Source organism: Rhodococcus wratislaviensis (assembly GCF_900455735.1).
Classification (GTDB): domain Bacteria; phylum Actinomycetota; class Actinomycetes; order Mycobacteriales; family Mycobacteriaceae; genus Rhodococcus_F; species Rhodococcus_F wratislaviensis.
The window spans coordinates 212,021-227,209 of sequence record NZ_UAUI01000022.1; the positions used below are offsets into that span (position 1 = coordinate 212,021).

Consider the following 15,189-nt stretch of genomic DNA (forward strand, 5'->3'; position numbering starts at 1 on the left):
GGGGTCAAAGCCGCCAATGGATACTGGGCCCCATGACCGAGCGCGTCGACACACCCGGCATCGATCCCGCGGATTTCCGCGTCCACGTCGTGGCGCAGGCCATCCGGCTGTTCTCCGAGAACGGGTACGAGGCGACGACCGTCGAGCAGATCGCGTCGGCCGCGGGCGTGTCCCGGCGGACGTTCTTCCGGCAGTTCCGCTCCAAGGAGGACGTGATCTTCGCCGATCACGAATCGCTTCTGCAGCAGGCAGGCGACTATCTGTCCACGGATTCCGACGACCCGTGGGCGGCGGTCTGCAGGACGGCGGGCCTGGTCTTCGACCGGTTTCGCGAGAATCGGGAGCTGTCGGCCCGCCGGTACCAGGTGGTCCAGCGGGTTCCCGCCCTGCGCGACCGGGAGATCGTCACCGGGTTCCGCTACGAGCGGTTGTTCGTCGACTACCTGCGCGGCGTCGTACCCACCGAACCGGTCCTGAAGGTCATCGGATTCGCGGCCGCCGTCACCGCGTGCCACAACTTCCTGCTCCGGAACATGATCAAGGGTGACCCCGACGCGACCGCCGACGAACTGGAGCGGGCCCTCCTCGACGTGCGCCGGACGTTCGGCGTCGCTCCGGGGGCATCGACGCAGGAACAGGACGCTGTGCTGGTGGTGTCGTACCCGCCGGGAACGCCGGTTGAGGAGATCACCGGGCGTATCCAGGCCCAGCTGTCCCGGCGCCGGGGCTGAGTGGCCGGGTGACGACAACCACCCTTGACTGGCACTCAGTGCCGTGGTTGACTGCACTGTAGTGGCAGTAGTTTGCCGACCACGAACGTTGCGGCCCACCTGAACGACAATGACCTTGGCACGGAGTGCCTATTCAGACTCGGTGCCGTCGAGACTCAGCAAGGAGCGCCCCATGGCCGGAAATCCGGACTTCGATCTGTTCAAGCTCGGTGAAGAGCACGACGAACTGCGGTCCGCGATCCGCGCGCTCTCCGAGAAGGAGATCGCACCCTACGCGAAGGAGGTCGACGAGGACGCACGCTTCCCCGAAGAGGCCCGCGTCGCCCTCGTGAACTCCGGGTTCAACGCCATCCACGTCCCCGAGGAATACGACGGCCAGGGCGCCGACTCCGTCGCCACCTGCATCGTCATCGAAGAGGTCGCCCGCGTCTGCGGCTCCTCGTCCCTGATCCCCGCCGTCAACAAGCTCGGCACCATGGGCCTCATCCTCAACGGGTCCGAGGAGCTCAAGCAGCAGGTCCTGCCGCAGCTCGCGTCCGGCGAGGCCATGGCGTCCTACGCACTGTCCGAGCGTGAAGCCGGTTCGGACGCCGCCAGCATGCGCACCCGCGCCAAGGCCGACGGCGACGACTGGATCCTCAACGGCTCCAAGTGCTGGATCACCAACGGTGGCAAGTCCAGCTGGTACACCGTCATGGCCGTCACCGACGCCGACAAGGGCGCCAACGGCATCTCCGCGTTCATGGTCCACGAGGACGACGAGGGCTTCGTCGTCGGACCGAAGGAGAAGAAGCTCGGCATCAAGGGTTCGCCCACCGCGGAGCTCTACTTCGAGAACTGCAAGGTCCCCGGCGACCGCATCATCGGCGAGCCCGGCACCGGTTTCAAGACGGCGCTGCAGACCCTCGACCACACCCGTCCCACCATCGGCGCGCAGGCAGTCGGCCTCGCGCAGGGTGCCCTCGACGCCGCTCTCGCCTACACCAAGGATCGCAAGCAGTTCGGCAAGTCGATCAGCGACTTCCAGGCCGTGCAGTTCATGCTCGCCGACATGGCGATGAAGGTCGAGGCCGCGCGCCTCATGGTCTACACGTCCGCGGCTCGCGCCGAGCGCGGCGAGAAGAACCTCGGTTTCATCTCCGCGGCCGCCAAGTGCTTCGCCTCCGACGTCGCCATGGAGGTCACCACCGACGCCGTCCAGCTGTTCGGCGGCGCCGGCTACACCACCGACTTCCCTGTCGAGCGGATGATGCGTGATGCGAAGATCACACAGATCTACGAAGGCACCAACCAGATCCAGCGCGTCGTGATGTCGCGTGCACTGTTGAAGTAGGCGGCTACGCCGCCCGTGCGTGGTTAGCGAGTCTCTGGACTCGCTAACCACGCACGGCTACGTGAGGAGAATTTGTGGAACTAGTAGGCGTGATCGGCGGCGGCACCATGGGTGCCGGCATCGCCGAGGTATGCATCAAGGCCGGCAGCTCGGTTCTCATCCTCGAGACCAAGCCGGAATTCGCCGAGGCCGCGCAGGCCCGGATCGAGAAGTCCCTGGCCCGCGGGGTCAAGGCGGGCAAACTCGACCAGGACGCCGCGGACGCCGCGCTCGCCCGCGTGCGGGTCACCCTCGACATCGAGGACTTCGCGGACCGCGACCTCGTGATCGAGGCGGCACCGGAGATCGAGTCCCTCAAGGTCGACATCTTCCAGAAGCTCGACAAGATCGTGAAGCCGTCGGGCATCCTGGCGTCCAACACGTCGTCCATCCCGCTGATCAAGATGGCCAACGCCACGCAGCGTCCCGGGCAGGTCGTCGGTGTCCACTTCTTCAACCCGGTGCCGGTGATGCCGCTGGTGGAGATCGTGGTCAGCCTGGTCACGTCGGAGGAGACCGTCCTCGCGGTCACCGACTACGCGAAGAACACGCTGCGCAAGAAGACGGTGCGGGCCGGTGACCGTGCGGGTTTCATCGTGAACGCGCTGCTCATCCCGTACCTCACGTCGGCGGTCCGGATGCTGGAGTCGGGTTACGCCACCGCCGAGGACATCGACGAGGCCATGAAGGGCGGCTGCGGCTACCCGATGGGCCCGCTGACGCTGATCGACACCGTCGGCCTCGACATCACCCTCGCCGCGGCGGAGTCGCTGTACGCGGAGTTCGCGGAGCCGCACTACGCTCCCCCGACGCTGCTCAAGCGCAAGGTGGACGCCGGACACCTCGGCAAGAAGAGCGGCAAGGGCTTCTACGACTACAGCTGATCACGCCCCTCCGGAAGCCCGTCGCGCTGTCGCGGCGGGCTTTCGCCATTCTTGACCGCAAATCCCATGTAGGAGATGGCCGTGCTCCTGATCTGCCCGAAGTCGAGTCGGCGGCTCAACTCCCCGTAACTGAGCCGTGTTCCGCCGGCCCGCGCGAGGTCGAGGAGCCGGAGAGGATTCTTCGACCGCGGGCCGAGCCCGACGAACTCGCCGAGCCGCAGCCCGTGCCGCTCCATGATCGGAGCCAGTTCCGCGGGACGGATACACATCGACCAGTCGTGGATGGGAGTGTCGAACATCCGGGTCATCCGCCACTCCTGCATGATCTTGATCGCGACGAGCTTGCTGGCGAACGTGCGGTTGATGGTGTCGAACAGGTAGAGGCCACCGGGTTTCAGCGCGCGGGACGTCTCGGCGATCACACCGTCGAGATCCGACACGTGCTCGAGGACGTCGCAGCAGTAGACGACGTCGAACGCGGCATCCGGCACCGGCAGTTGCTCGCCCGACCCGATGCGGTACTCGATGTCGAGTGCCGAGCCGGCTGCGTGACGCCGCGCGGTGTCGACCGACACCGGGGACGGATCGATGCCCGTCACCCGGAACCCGATGCGGGTGAACTCCTCCGCGAGAAACCCGCCGCCCGACCCGACGTCGAGGGCGCGGAGTCCGCGATGATCATGACCGACCGTCTCGCCGAGCACCTTGCGGAAGTAGGCGAATCGTCCCGGCGTCAGGCTTCCGTGCAGCAGGTTGAGTGGGTTCTCTTCCTCCCACCACGACTCCCCCACGCGGTTGTAGACGTCGTTGTCGATGACCAAGCGGACCACCCCTTCTCTGCCGAGAGCACAGCGACGACCTCCAGCCTTCTCCTGCGCGTCGGTCACTTCAAGGCCGGTGCCCGTACGCGATGCTCAGGAGATGACATTCAGGATCTCGCACGTCTTCCTGCTGCTGGGCGGGTTCGTCGCGGGAATTGCGTTGACGTCCACCACGTCCAGTGATTTCGCGTTCGTGGTCGGCGGCGACCGCCTGGACGCGTTGTATGCCGGTCCGGCCGCAGGCGCCTCCCTCGCCGCGATCGTCGGCGTCCTGGTGGCAGCGCTGGTGCGTGCCCGCCGGATCCTGTCGACGCTGTCGTTCGCCGGTCTCGCGCTGCTGGGTGTCGCTCCGGCGACGGGGCCGTGGGATTTCGAGGTGTATCTCGGCGGAGTCGGTGCGGGCCTTCTGCTCGGCGGACTCGTCGGACTGTGCGCCACCGCCGACCGGGCGTGGTTGCAGACCGCACTCGCGGCGGGGGTTCTCACCGGATTCCTCCTCGCCGGCCCGATCGACCACTTCTGGACGTCGGCTCCCCGGCGTTACGCGGACTACCTTCCGGAACCCCTGTTCGAGCCGGTGACACTGACCCTCCTCGTGCTCACGGCCGTGGTTCTGGCCGTCACGCTCGCGTCAGGCGACCTCGGTGAGCGGACGGAGGTCGCAGTGAGCGGGCGCGCCCTCGTCGTCGGGATCGTTCTGCCGCTGGTCGGGCTGGTGCTGTACTGGTGGTTCGTCCGTCGTGTCTGGAACGTGGGCTCCGACGGTGCGATGCAGGTTCGGTGGATGTTCGGACTCGTCCTCGTCGTGGTGGTGATCGCCGCCTCGCTGTGGTTGGAGGGCCGCACCGGGATCGTGTTGCTCGCCGCGATGGCGTTCGTCGCCGCGGGGGACATAGGCGTGGCGGCGTTCCCGGACTCCTGGCCGTGGCTGCTGGTGGCCGCGGCGCTCGTGCTGACGGGTGCCGTGCTCGGCAGGCGCTTCCCTCAGCCGGTGTCCGGCATCGCGGCGCTCGCAGTCGTGGCCGCGTCGGCGTTGTTCGAGAACCCACCGTGGGACACCGTGCATTTCGGTGCGACGTGGCTCCTCCTGCCGCTCGCGGCCTCGTACGCGGTCGCGTCGAGTCTGCCGTCGAGCGAACCGGTCTCCGCGACGTCGCTGGCGGCCCCGGCCGCGCTGGCGGTCCCGCTGATCGCCGACTACGGGTGGACGGCGTACGCGCCGCTCGCCGGATCCGAGAGCACGCTGGGGCCGGACTCGTGGGCGTGGACATCGACCGGATTGTCCGTGGCTGCCGTGGTCGCGTGCGGTGGCGCCGCCGCCTACCTCGGACAACGTCCCTCCTGAGCTCATTGCACGATACACATGTTGTGCACCATGCATACGCTGTGTATGGTGCACAAATTGTGTTTCGCAGAGTTGAGGAGATTCGTGTGGACAGTCCGACGCCCGCCGTCCGCCCGGGCGGCCTCGTCGCCGTGCTGGCATTCACCGGCATCGTCGCCGCACTCATGCAGACCCTCGTGGTGCCGCTGATCGGCGACCTCCCCCGACTGCTCGACACGACCGCCTCCAACGCGTCCTGGGTGATCACCGCGACGCTGCTCGCCGGCGCCGTGGCGACACCGGTCACCGGACGTCTCGGCGACCTGTACGGCAAGCGGCGAATGATGTTGATCTGCACCGTGCCGCTCGTCCTCGGCTCGGTGGTCTGTGCACTCGCGACGTCCCTGGCCCCGATGGTGATCGGCCGAGGGCTGCAGGGCATCGGAGTGGGCATGATTCCGCTGGGAATCAGCGCACTGCGGGACCTGCTGCCACCCGAGCGCCTGCACTCCTCCATCGCCTTGATGAGCTCGTCGATGGGCATCGGCGGTGCCCTCGGTCTGCCGCTCGCCGCAACGGTCGCCGAGAACTCGAGCTGGCGCGCGCTGTTCTGGGGCGCCGCCGGGCTCAGCGCGCTGATCGCCGTGCTGCTCTGGTTCTTCGTGCCTGCCACGCCCGTCCACGGACCCGCGGCCCGCTTCGATCCCATCGGGGCAGTCGGACTGGGAGTCGGACTGGTGTCCCTCCTGCTGGCCGTATCCAAGGGCGCCGACTGGGGCTGGACGAGCAGTACCACCCTCGGCCTGTTCGCGACCACGGTCATCGCGTTGACGGCCTGGGGCTGGTGGGAACTCCGCACTCCCGAACCACTGGTCGACCTGCGGGTGATCGCCGGCCGTCAGGTGCTGCTGACCAACGCCGCGTCCGTCGTGGTCGGCTTCGCCATGTACGCCCAGTCCTTGATCGTTCCGCAGCTCCTGCAGTTGCCGACGTCGACGGGATACGGCCTGGGACAGTCGATGCTGGCCATGGGCCTGTGGATGGCCCCCTCGGGCCTGATGATGATGGCAGTGTCCCCCTTCGGGGCCCGCTTGTCGTCCACCCGCGGACCGAAGGTCACCCTGCTCGTCGGAAGCCTCGTCATCGCGCTCGGCTACGGGTCGTCGATGTTCCTGATGGGGTCGACGTGGGGCCTGGTCGTGGTGACCTGCATCTGCGGCTCGGGAGTCGGACTGGCCTACGGCGCGATGCCCGCCCTGGTGATGAGCGCCGTGCCGCAATCCGCCACCGCGTCCGCCAACAGCGTCAATTCCCTGATGCGCTCGGTCGGTACCGCAGTGTCCGCGGCCGTCGTCGGAGTGGTCCTGGCCCAGATGAGCGTCCAGGTCGCCGGCCACACCCTGCCCACCGAGGGCGGCTTCCGAACAGGCCTGTTGATCGGTTGCGGTGTCGCACTCGCCGCCGCGGCCATCACGCTGGCCATCCCCACCCACCGCGCCACCCCCGCGGCGCCGAATTCGATCACCCCCGAACCGCTCGCCCCGTCGAAGGTGTAGACCGTTGCCGGTTGCCTACTTGTGGAGGGCGTACCCCGCCACGGGGTTGCCGTTGATGTAGACGGTGCCCTCGTAGGTCCCGTCGGGCCTCGGGGTGATCCGGTCGGTCAGGAAAGGCAACCCGGAGGGGCTGTAGTCGGTGACGAGGGAACCGCTCGCTTCCGGAGTGGTCATGCCGAAGATGTACGGGAAGAACACCCCGAAGTTGTCCATGACCCACCCGGGTCCGAACGTCTTGCCCTTCCAGATCAGGTCGCCACCGAGAACATTGGTGGTGCCGAGGTATGTCCCGGCAGGCAACGGGACCGGCATCGGCGCGGGTAGCGGCGGCGGCATGGGTGCCGGCACCGGGTCTGCTGCGGCCGTCCCCGCGGCGAAGAAAGACAGGCCGGCCACCGCGACGGCCCCGACCGCGACCTTGCGCATGATGTCCATGAGTTCTCCGTATATCGAGGTGCGTGGCGGAAAGTGTCGCACGGACAGGGCCGTCACAGGGCGAGTGTGAAGAAGATGCTGTTCGGATCGTTGCCGTAGTCCCCGAACGGGGGGCATTCGGTGAAGCCGTACTCGGAGTACAGACGCCTGGCCGGGGCGAAGAAGTCCTCGGTGCCGGTCTCGAGGTTGAGCCGGACGTACCCGCGTGCCCGCGCCTCGTCGACCAGGTGCGCGAGGAGCCGGGTGGCTACTCCCCGCCCGCGCGCCTCGGTGGCCGTCCGCATCGACTTGATCTCGCCTTCGGCCGGCGAGAGCTCACGCAGAGCCACGGTGCCCAGCACGGCCTCCTCGTCCCACAGCGTCCACACAGTGACCGACGGGTCCCGCAAACCGGGCAGGTCGAGGGCGTGCACGCTTTCGGGCGGCGACGTCGCACGCATGTCCGCCAGGTGCTCGGCCAGCAGTCCGTGCACGGCCGCGCGGGACAGGTCGTCGACTTCGATGTACACGTGCTCGAGTATGCCGAAGCCGGCGCGAGAAATCGCAACGAGCACCGCACCGGCCCGGACCGCGGCGCACCATGGGGAGATGACCGAGACAGTTCTACGCCTGAGCACCCGCCAGGGGCGGTGGGTGGTCACCGCCACCGTTCTCGGCTCGAGCCTCGCGCTACTGGACGGCACGGTGGTGAACATCGCCCTGCCGCACATCGGCGAGGACCTCGGGTCGGATGTCGCGGGAATGCAGTGGGTACTGAGCGGCTACACCCTCGCCCTGGCGTCGCTGATTCTGCTGGGCGGGGCACTCGGGGACCGTTGGGGCAGACGCCGCGTCTTCGTCTGGGGGACGGTCTGGTTCGCGGTGGCGTCACTCCTGTGTGGCATCGCACCCGACATCACGATGCTCGTGATCGCGCGGATCCTGCAGGGTGTCGGCGCCGCGATGCTGACCCCCGGCAGCCTCGCACTGATCTCGGCGTCCATCCACGAGGACGACCGGGGTGCCGCGATCGGACTGTGGTCGGGACTCGGCGGGGTGGCCGGGGCGATCGGACCGCTACTGGGCGGCTGGCTGGTGGAAGTGGCCGGCTGGCGGTCGGTGTTCCTGATCAATCTTCCGCTCGCCGTCGTCGTCGTGTGGGCGTCGATGCGGCACGTCCCCGAGAGCCGGGACCCGCATCCGTCCGATCACCTCGACGTGCTCGGTTCGGTGTGCGCAGTGATCGGTCTCGGCGCGCTCACCTACGGTCTGATCGAGATGAACCTGATCGCCGGGGTGGTCGGAGCCGTCGCGCTGATCGCGTTCATCGTGGTGGAACGGCGCTCACCGAACGCGCTGGTGCCGCCGAGCCTGTTCGCGTCGCGCATGTTCGTGGCGGCGAACCTGGTGACGCTCGCCGTGTACGCCGCACTCGGCGGCGTCTTCTTCCTGCTGGTCCTGCAGTTGCAGTTGGTGGCCGGATACTCGCCGATCGAAGCCGGGGTCGCCACCATCCCGATCACGCTGGCGATGCTCGCCTTCTCCTCCCGCGCCGGCGGCTACGCCCAGACCCACGGCCCCCGACTGCCGATGACCGTCGGGCCCGCACTGGCCGCGGTCGGCCTGCTGTTGATGACACGGATCGGGCCGGGTGCGAACTATTGGACGGTCGTACTGCCCGGCGTCGTCGTCTTCGGCCTGGGACTGTCCGCCATGGTCGCGCCGCTGACCGCCGCCGTGCTCGGGTCGGTCCCGGTGGAGCAGTCCGGCATCGCCTCCGGAGTGAACAACGCCGTCGCGCGCACCAGCCAGCTGCTGGCGGTGGCCGCACTCCCCGGGATCGCCGGCATCGACGCCGAAAGCATGATCGACCCCGACAGCTTCTCGCACGGCTTCCGCATCGCGATGTACATCTGCATCGCACTGCTCCTGGTCGGGGCGACCATCGCCGCAGCCCTGATCCGGGCGCCCGCCCCGCCCGCTCCCACCCCGCTCGGTCCCGTCCCGGATTCGGTTGCCTGCAAACCACATTGCGACGTCACCGGTCCGGCCGTGCAACCGACCCTCGCCCGGTCGAGTCCCGCTCCGCCGCACGAGTGACGCGCCCGCAGGCCACCTCGGCGCGCGCTTTCGTATCCTGGTCGGGTGGCGATTTCCGGTACCGACCCCGCGAGCGTCCGGGTCGACAGCTGGACCTGGGCGACCCGGCTGTTCAAGACGCGCTCCGCGGCGGCGGCCGCCTGCAGGTCGGGGCACGTGCGGGTCAACGGCACCACCGCCAAACCCGCGCAGCCGGTCAAGGCCGGTGACGAGGTCCGGATCCGCGCGGCGGGTGTCGAACGCATCGTCGAGGTCGTCCGGCCCATCACCAAACGGGTAGGCGCGGTGGTGGCGGTCGAGTGCTATGCCGACAACACTCCACCGCCCCCACCGCGCGAAGTCCTCGCGTCGATACCGCAGCGCGATCGCGGCGCGGGCAGGCCCACGAAACGCGAACGCCGCGAGATCGACCGGTTGCGGGGGCTCTGACCGCTCAGGCCGGGGTGTGGCTGAGGATGCGCAGGGCGGCCGGCACCGCCTCGATGGTGACCGGCAGCGGACCGACCCGGTCGCCGTCCGCGTAGGCCGTGATGCCGTCGCACTGCAACCGCACCCTCCGCGAGCGGTAGGTCTGCACGTCGGGGAGATCCACGTGAGTGCCCTTGTAGACCCGGGGGAACAGCCGGACCAGCCTGGACCGGCGCCCGTAGTCGACGACCGTGACGTCGAGCAGGCTGTCGGTCTTGTCGGCGCCCGGGCAGATCTGCATGCCGCCGCCGTAGGAGCGTCCGTTGCCCACCGCCACGAGTGTGGCGTCCACCTGGAACGACTCCTCGTCCAGTTCGATGGTGTAGTGCAGCGGGCGGAGCTGCGTCAGTTCCGCGAGCATCGCGAGGTTGTACCGCATCGGGCCTTTCGGCCAGGACATCCGGTTGGCGCGGTCCGTGACGAGCGAGTCGAATCCGCTCGCGACGATCGTGCCCGCCCACACCACCGCGCCGTCCGTGAGCGTGATCCTGGCGAGGTCGGACTCCTGTACCTCCCCGTCGGCGATGACGTCGGCCGCGGCGACGGGATCGCCGACGGGGATACCGAATTCGCGCGCATGGTCGTTGCCGGTGCCGGCCGGGATCAGCCCGACCGGGGTCCCGGACTGCGCGGCCGCCTGCAACCCGATGCTGATGGCGCCGTCCCCGCCGACGACGACGAGCGCGTCGGTGCCGTCGTCGATCGCCCGGCGGGCCAGCATGCGCGCGTGATCGGCGTCCGTCCCGATGATCTCGGTGACGGCGACCCCGCGCTCCCGCAGACGCGCCACCCCCTTCCGTCCCGCGACGGGTGCGTGCCCGTGCCCGGCGAGCGGGTTGACGAGGACGGTGACCTTCTCGATCACCTGCCGCGTGCTCACGGAATCAGCTTGCCGGGGTTGAGGATTCCCGCCGGATCGACCGTATCCTTGACCGCCCGCAGAATCGCGACGCCCAGGTCGCCGATCTCGTCCCGCATCCACGGCCGGTGGTCGACTCCGACCGCATGGTGGTGCGTGATGGTTCCGCCGGCGGCGACGATCGCATCACCGGCGGCGGTCTTGGCCTTCTGCCACTGTTCGATCGGGTCTTCCGCTTGCGCGGACACGACGGTGAAGTACAGCGAGGCGCCGGTCGGGTACGTGTGTGAGATATGGCAGAGGACGAGCGGCGGGGTGCCCTGCCCGGACAGCGATTCCGTCAGTGCGGCGGTCACGGCCGTGCGGAGCGCAGCGAGGTTGCCCCAGGTGGTCGCGGTTTCCAGTGTCTCGCACAGCGCTCCCGCGTCGAGCAGCGAGTCGCGCAGGTACGGTGCGTCGAAACGGCCGTGCTCCCAACCGTTTCCGGGCCCCTCCCCCAGGGACGTGCCGCCGTGTGCCACCAGCACGGCGCGAGCCTCCGCCGTCCGCTCCGCGGTGTGCTCGGCGGTGCCCTCGAACGTCGTGATCGCCAGGCAGCCGCCGGTGACGGTCTCCTCCCCGATCTTGTCGGTGGTCGCGAGGTTCACCGCAGTCTCCGCCTCGTCGGACAGTCGCAGCACGGTCGGGACCGCACCTTCCTGCCGCAGCGCACGCAGAGCTGCCGCGCCGGTCTCGAAGTCGGGGAAACTCCACCCTTCCCGGACGGTGGTGCCGGGGACCGCGTGCACCCGCACCCGCACCCGGGTGATGACGCCGAGCGTTCCCTCCGACCCGACGAACAGTTCGCCGAGGTCCGGACCCGCCGCGGAGGCCGGGGCGCGCCCCGTGTCGAGAGTCCCGGCGGGGGTCACCACCCGCAGTCCCTGCACCATGTCCTCGAACCGCCCGTACCCCGCGGACGCCTGCCCCGACGACCGGGTGGCCGCGAAGCCGCCGATGGTCGCGAACATGAAACTCTGCGGGAAGTGCCCGAGCGAGAAGCCGTGCGCGCCGAGCAGTTCCTCGGCGCGCGGACCCGTCACGCCCGCCCCGAGCGTCGCGATGCCGGAGTCGGTGTCGAGGTCGATCAGCGCGTCGAACCGGCGCAGGTCCAGCGAGACGACGGCGTCGAATCGGTCGCGCACGGGGTCGAGTCCGCCGACCACGCTCGTTCCGCCGCCGAACGGCACCACGGCGATGCCGTTGCCGGCGCAGTACCGGAGCACGTCGGCGACCTCGTCGTCCGTACCGGGAGTGATCACGGCGTCGGGCGCGTTCTGCGGCTCGGTGCTGCGGCGACGCAGCAGGTCGAGCGTGCTCTTGCCGCCGGAACGCAACAGCCGGTCGGAGTGCGCGGTGCTGCAGAACTGCTCTCCGACGATGCCCGCGAGCGCGGCGACCTGCTGGTCGGACAGTGCGCTCGGAGCCAGGACGACGTCGTCGGCCGCCCGGTCGGACGGCTCCCTGATCGTGACGCCGAGGGCCTGCTGCAGCAGTCCCTTGATGCCGTCCGAGAGGACCTTGTGCTTTTCCGGCGCGCCCCAGGCGTCCCACTGCATCGGGGGTGCCGTCAGGACGGCGTGATCTGCCGATCGCTCATTGCTCATGCGTTATAGTGTTACACATCATGTAAGAGTGTAACTAGCCCTTTCAGCGACCGCCCCGCTCCCGCCACACCTGACGGATGGGCCGCAGCACCAACCCCATCTGCCTCCGCGTCTTCCCACGCGTCACCAGAACACCCGTGATCGCCACGATCCAGACCGGGTACTGCACGAGCCAGGCCACCCGGAACGCGTCGAACGAATACCCGCCCATCGCGTCGAGGATCAGACCCATCGCCTGGATGACCAGCAACGACGCCAGGAAGCCGCCGATGTTGACCATCCCCTGCGCCGTTCCCATGCTGGTGCTGGGGTTGAACATGCGGGCGTAGTCGAAGCCGATCATCGAACCGGGGCCGCCCACCGAGATCACCATCACGAGCACGATCAGCAACCAGATCGGCGCCGGACCGGGCAGCGACAGGACGACGGTCCAGATCGCCGCGTTGCTGATCATGATCGCCAGCACCAGATAGGAGCGGCGCATCGGGAAGCGGCCGCTGAGGATGCCGATGATCGGCCCGGCCACGATCGCCGAGATCACCGACAGGGTCAGCAGCGAACCAGCCTCCGCCGGCGACAACCCCTGCGCCGACCTCAGGTACGGCACACCCCACAGCAGGGCGAATGTGGTCATCGAGAACTGCGTGCCCATGTGGGTGAAGAACCCGAGCCGGGTGCCGGGACGACCCCACACGGCGCGGATCTGCTTGCCCACCTCCCGCAGTCCGGCGGGCGCGGCCACCACCTCCAGACCGGGAGGGGCATTGCGGATGACGGAGACGGCCAGCACGAAGGACAGCAACCCGAGCGACGCCGCGCTGCCGTACGCGAAACTCCAGCCCGGCCCGTTCAGCAACAGCATCAACGGCAACGCCGACAGGATCTGACCGATCTGACCGAAGATGCCGGTCAACTGCGACACGAGCGGGACCCGCCGCGGCGCGAACCACTGCGGTACCAGGCGCAGCACGGAGATGAAGGTCATCGCGTCGCCGACGCCGACGAGAACGCGCGCGGCGACCGCCAGCGGCAGCGATTCGGTGAGCGCGAGGAGCATCTGCGCCGACGCCATGATGAGGGCGCCCGCGGAAATCATGATCCGCGACCCGTACCGGTCGAGGAGCACACCGGCAGGGATCTGCATCCCCGCGTACACCACGATCTGGAGTACGACGAAACCCGACAACACACTCGGACTGATCGAAAATCGTTCCGTCGCCGCGAGGCCCGACACACCGAACGAGGTTCGATGCAGGACGGCGACGATATAAGCGACAACCCCGACGCCCCACACCAACCACACTCTGCTCATCGCAGATCAAACTACCCCCCAGCAGGTATTACCCGCCGGGTGAAGTCACTCGCGGCCCAGCGACACCCAGGTCGGATCGGCCGTGCGCTCACCGACGGTGAGATCCGCGAGCAGGTCCAGACGCGCGATCTGCCCCTCGGTCAGCGTGAGTGCGAGCGCGCCGGCGTTCTCCGTGACGCGCGCCGCGAACCGGGTGCCGGGAATCGACACGGACGGCAATCCGAACTCGCGGCCCTTCGCGTCCAGCCACGCCAGCGACACCTGGGCGGGCGTCGCGTCGAGTTCGGCGGCGACCTCGCGGACGACGTCGAGCACCTTCAGGTTCGCGGGCAGCGCTTCGTCCCCGAAACGCGGGAACCGGCGGCGCAGATCCTTATCGCCCAGCGTGGCCGGGTCGTACGTTCCGGTGAGGAAGCCCCGGCCCACCGGGGAGTACGGCACGAAGCCGATGCCCAGCTCCGCTGCCGCGGGAACCACGTGCTTCTCGACGTCGCGACTCCAGATGCTCCACTCGCTCTGGATCGCGGCGATGGGGTGCACGCGCGATGCGCGACGCAACTCGTCGCCGGTCGCCTCCGACAGTCCGATGTTGCGGACCTTTCCGGCCTTCACCTGTTCCGCGATCGCGCCGACGGTGTCCTCGATGGGCACCTCGGGGTCGACGCGGTGCAGGTAGTACAGATCGACGGCGTCGACACCGAGCCGGGTCAGCGATTCGTCGAGGGCCTGCGCCACGTACTCGGGCTTGCCGTTGATGCTGCGCCTGCCGTTCGCGATGTTGCCGACGAGACCGAACTTGGTGGCCAGCTGCACCTCGTCGCGGCGTTCCTTCAGCACCGTGCCCACTGCGACCTCACTCGCGCCGTCGCCGTACACGTTGGCCGTGTCGATGAACGTCACTCCGATGTCGATGGCGTGGTGGAGGGTCGCGAGCGCCTCCGCGGCATCGACGGGGCCGTACACGGGGGCGACGGACATGGCGCCGTAGCCCTGCGCGCTGACGGTGAGGCCTTCGGACAACTGCACGGTGGGGATGTTGGTCATGCGCCCCATCCTTCCCGAGCACCCCGACAGGTGCATCGTTTGGAATCGCGCTGATCGTGACCCGGCTGCCTCTACCCTGAAGACATGGCATTCGACTGGTTCGAACTCGCCCGCATCGCCCACCGCGAGTTCGGTGCACGGGTCGCCGCGATCACCGACTGGTCCGCGCCGACCCCGGACCACGAATGGGACGTCACCCAGCTGGTGCGGCACGTCATCGAGGAACAGCAGTGGGTTCCCCCACTGCTCGCCGGGAAGACGGTCGGCGAAGCGACCCCGGACATCGAGCCCCTGCACGGCGACATGCGGTCGGAATGGGAGCGGTATTCGGACGCGGCCATCCACGCGTGGTCGTCGACCGACCCGCACACGCAGGTGCACCTGTCCTACGGCACGGTGCCGCTCGAGCCGTACCTGCGGCAGCAGATCGCCGACGTCACCATCCACGCATGGGACCTCGCCAAGGCCACCGGATCCGACGACACACTCGACCCCCAGCTCGTCGCCGGCGTCTGGTCGGATCTCGACGGCCAACGCGAGATGCTCTCCGAGAGCGGGCTGTTCGCCGACCCCGTCGACGTTCCCGACGACGCGCCGCTGCAGGATCGCCTGATCGCCCTGACCGGTCGCGATCCCCGGCAACGCATTTAACCAACCG

At 68.6% G+C, this 15,189-nt stretch carries 15 protein-coding genes; 8 read left to right on the forward strand and 7 right to left on the reverse strand.

Annotated features, from left to right (window positions below):
* The first annotated feature begins 32 nt into the window (after positions 1-32).
* The 3 genes from DTA22_RS23510 to DTA22_RS23520 all read left to right on the forward strand — a co-directional run bounded on the left by DTA22_RS23510 (position 33) and on the right by DTA22_RS23520 (position 2,987).
* Positions 33-731: a TetR family transcriptional regulator gene (locus tag DTA22_RS23510; RefSeq protein ID WP_005243897.1), complete on the forward strand. Its 699-nt coding sequence runs from the start codon at positions 33-35 to the stop codon at positions 729-731.
* A gap of 172 nt (positions 732-903) precedes the next feature.
* Positions 904-2,064 carry an acyl-CoA dehydrogenase gene (locus DTA22_RS23515; protein WP_037232767.1) on the forward strand — a complete coding sequence of 387 codons (1,161 nt, stop codon included), beginning with the start codon at positions 904-906 and terminating at the stop codon, positions 2,062-2,064.
* A 74-nt stretch (positions 2,065-2,138) separates the two neighbouring features.
* Positions 2,139-2,987 (forward strand): 3-hydroxybutyryl-CoA dehydrogenase, encoded by an 849-nt coding sequence (locus DTA22_RS23520; RefSeq protein ID WP_037232765.1) that lies wholly within the window; start codon positions 2,139-2,141, stop codon positions 2,985-2,987.
* Here the strand turns inward: DTA22_RS23520 and ubiG are convergent.
* The gene (gene ubiG / locus DTA22_RS23525; protein WP_112301080.1) at positions 2,978-3,817 is read right to left on the reverse strand and encodes a bifunctional 2-polyprenyl-6-hydroxyphenol methylase/3-demethylubiquinol 3-O-methyltransferase UbiG; all 840 of its coding nucleotides are present in this window, start codon (positions 3,815-3,817) and stop codon (positions 2,978-2,980) included. The two genes, DTA22_RS23520 and ubiG, sit on opposite strands and share 10 nt — an antisense overlap.
* 91 nt (positions 3,818-3,908) lie before the next feature.
* Here ubiG and DTA22_RS23530 point away from each other — a divergent pair, with 91 nt between their 5' ends.
* Both DTA22_RS23530 and DTA22_RS23535 read left to right on the forward strand, forming a co-directional pair.
* Positions 3,909-5,153 (forward strand): hypothetical protein, encoded by a 1,245-nt coding sequence (locus DTA22_RS23530; RefSeq protein ID WP_112301081.1) that lies wholly within the window; start codon positions 3,909-3,911, stop codon positions 5,151-5,153.
* An 86-nt stretch (positions 5,154-5,239) separates the two neighbouring features.
* Complete coding sequence (locus tag DTA22_RS23535) at positions 5,240-6,688, forward strand: MFS transporter (RefSeq protein ID WP_112301082.1); 1,449 nt, start codon at positions 5,240-5,242, stop codon at positions 6,686-6,688.
* A gap of 15 nt (positions 6,689-6,703) precedes the next feature.
* Here DTA22_RS23535 and DTA22_RS23540 read toward each other — a convergent pair whose 3' ends face one another.
* Together DTA22_RS23540 and DTA22_RS23545 are read right to left on the reverse strand one after the other, a co-directional pair.
* On the reverse strand, positions 6,704-7,123 hold the full coding sequence (locus DTA22_RS23540) for a hypothetical protein (RefSeq protein ID WP_005561883.1): 420 nt from the start codon (positions 7,121-7,123) through the stop codon (positions 6,704-6,706).
* Between the two features lie 53 nt (positions 7,124-7,176).
* Entirely contained in the window at positions 7,177-7,632 is a 456-nt protein-coding gene (locus tag DTA22_RS23545) for a GNAT family N-acetyltransferase (RefSeq protein WP_037232755.1), read from the reverse strand.
* 79 nt (positions 7,633-7,711) lie between these two features.
* Between DTA22_RS23545 and DTA22_RS23550 the strand changes: the two genes are divergently transcribed.
* Together DTA22_RS23550 and DTA22_RS23555 are read left to right on the forward strand one after the other, a co-directional pair.
* Complete coding sequence (locus DTA22_RS23550; RefSeq protein ID WP_112301083.1) at positions 7,712-9,202, forward strand: MFS transporter; 1,491 nt, start codon at positions 7,712-7,714, stop codon at positions 9,200-9,202.
* A gap of 45 nt (positions 9,203-9,247) precedes the next feature.
* Positions 9,248-9,631, forward strand: coding sequence for an RNA-binding S4 domain-containing protein (locus tag DTA22_RS23555; protein ID WP_112301084.1), 384 nt, complete (start codon positions 9,248-9,250; stop codon positions 9,629-9,631).
* Between the two features lie 4 nt (positions 9,632-9,635).
* Here the strand turns inward: DTA22_RS23555 and DTA22_RS23560 are convergent, their stop codons facing one another.
* The 4 genes from DTA22_RS23560 to DTA22_RS23575 form a co-directional block, all read right to left on the reverse strand.
* Positions 9,636-10,550: a diacylglycerol kinase gene (locus DTA22_RS23560; protein WP_112301085.1), complete on the reverse strand. Its 915-nt coding sequence runs from the start codon at positions 10,548-10,550 to the stop codon at positions 9,636-9,638.
* The gene (locus DTA22_RS23565; protein WP_112301349.1) at positions 10,547-12,127 is read right to left on the reverse strand and encodes an FAD-binding oxidoreductase; all 1,581 of its coding nucleotides are present in this window, start codon (positions 12,125-12,127) and stop codon (positions 10,547-10,549) included. The genes DTA22_RS23560 and DTA22_RS23565 overlap by 4 nt, the downstream gene beginning before the upstream one ends.
* A 91-nt stretch (positions 12,128-12,218) precedes the next feature.
* Entirely contained in the window at positions 12,219-13,487 is a 1,269-nt protein-coding gene (locus DTA22_RS23570) for an MFS transporter (RefSeq protein WP_037197583.1), read from the reverse strand.
* A gap of 45 nt (positions 13,488-13,532) precedes the next feature.
* Entirely contained in the window at positions 13,533-14,531 is a 999-nt protein-coding gene (locus tag DTA22_RS23575; RefSeq protein ID WP_112301086.1) for an aldo/keto reductase, read from the reverse strand.
* Between the two features lie 84 nt (positions 14,532-14,615).
* On the opposite strand from DTA22_RS23575, the gene DTA22_RS23580 reads away from it, so the two are divergent.
* Entirely contained in the window at positions 14,616-15,182 is a 567-nt protein-coding gene (locus DTA22_RS23580; protein ID WP_112301087.1) for a TIGR03086 family metal-binding protein, read from the forward strand.
* Positions 15,183-15,189: the final 7 nt, after the last annotated feature.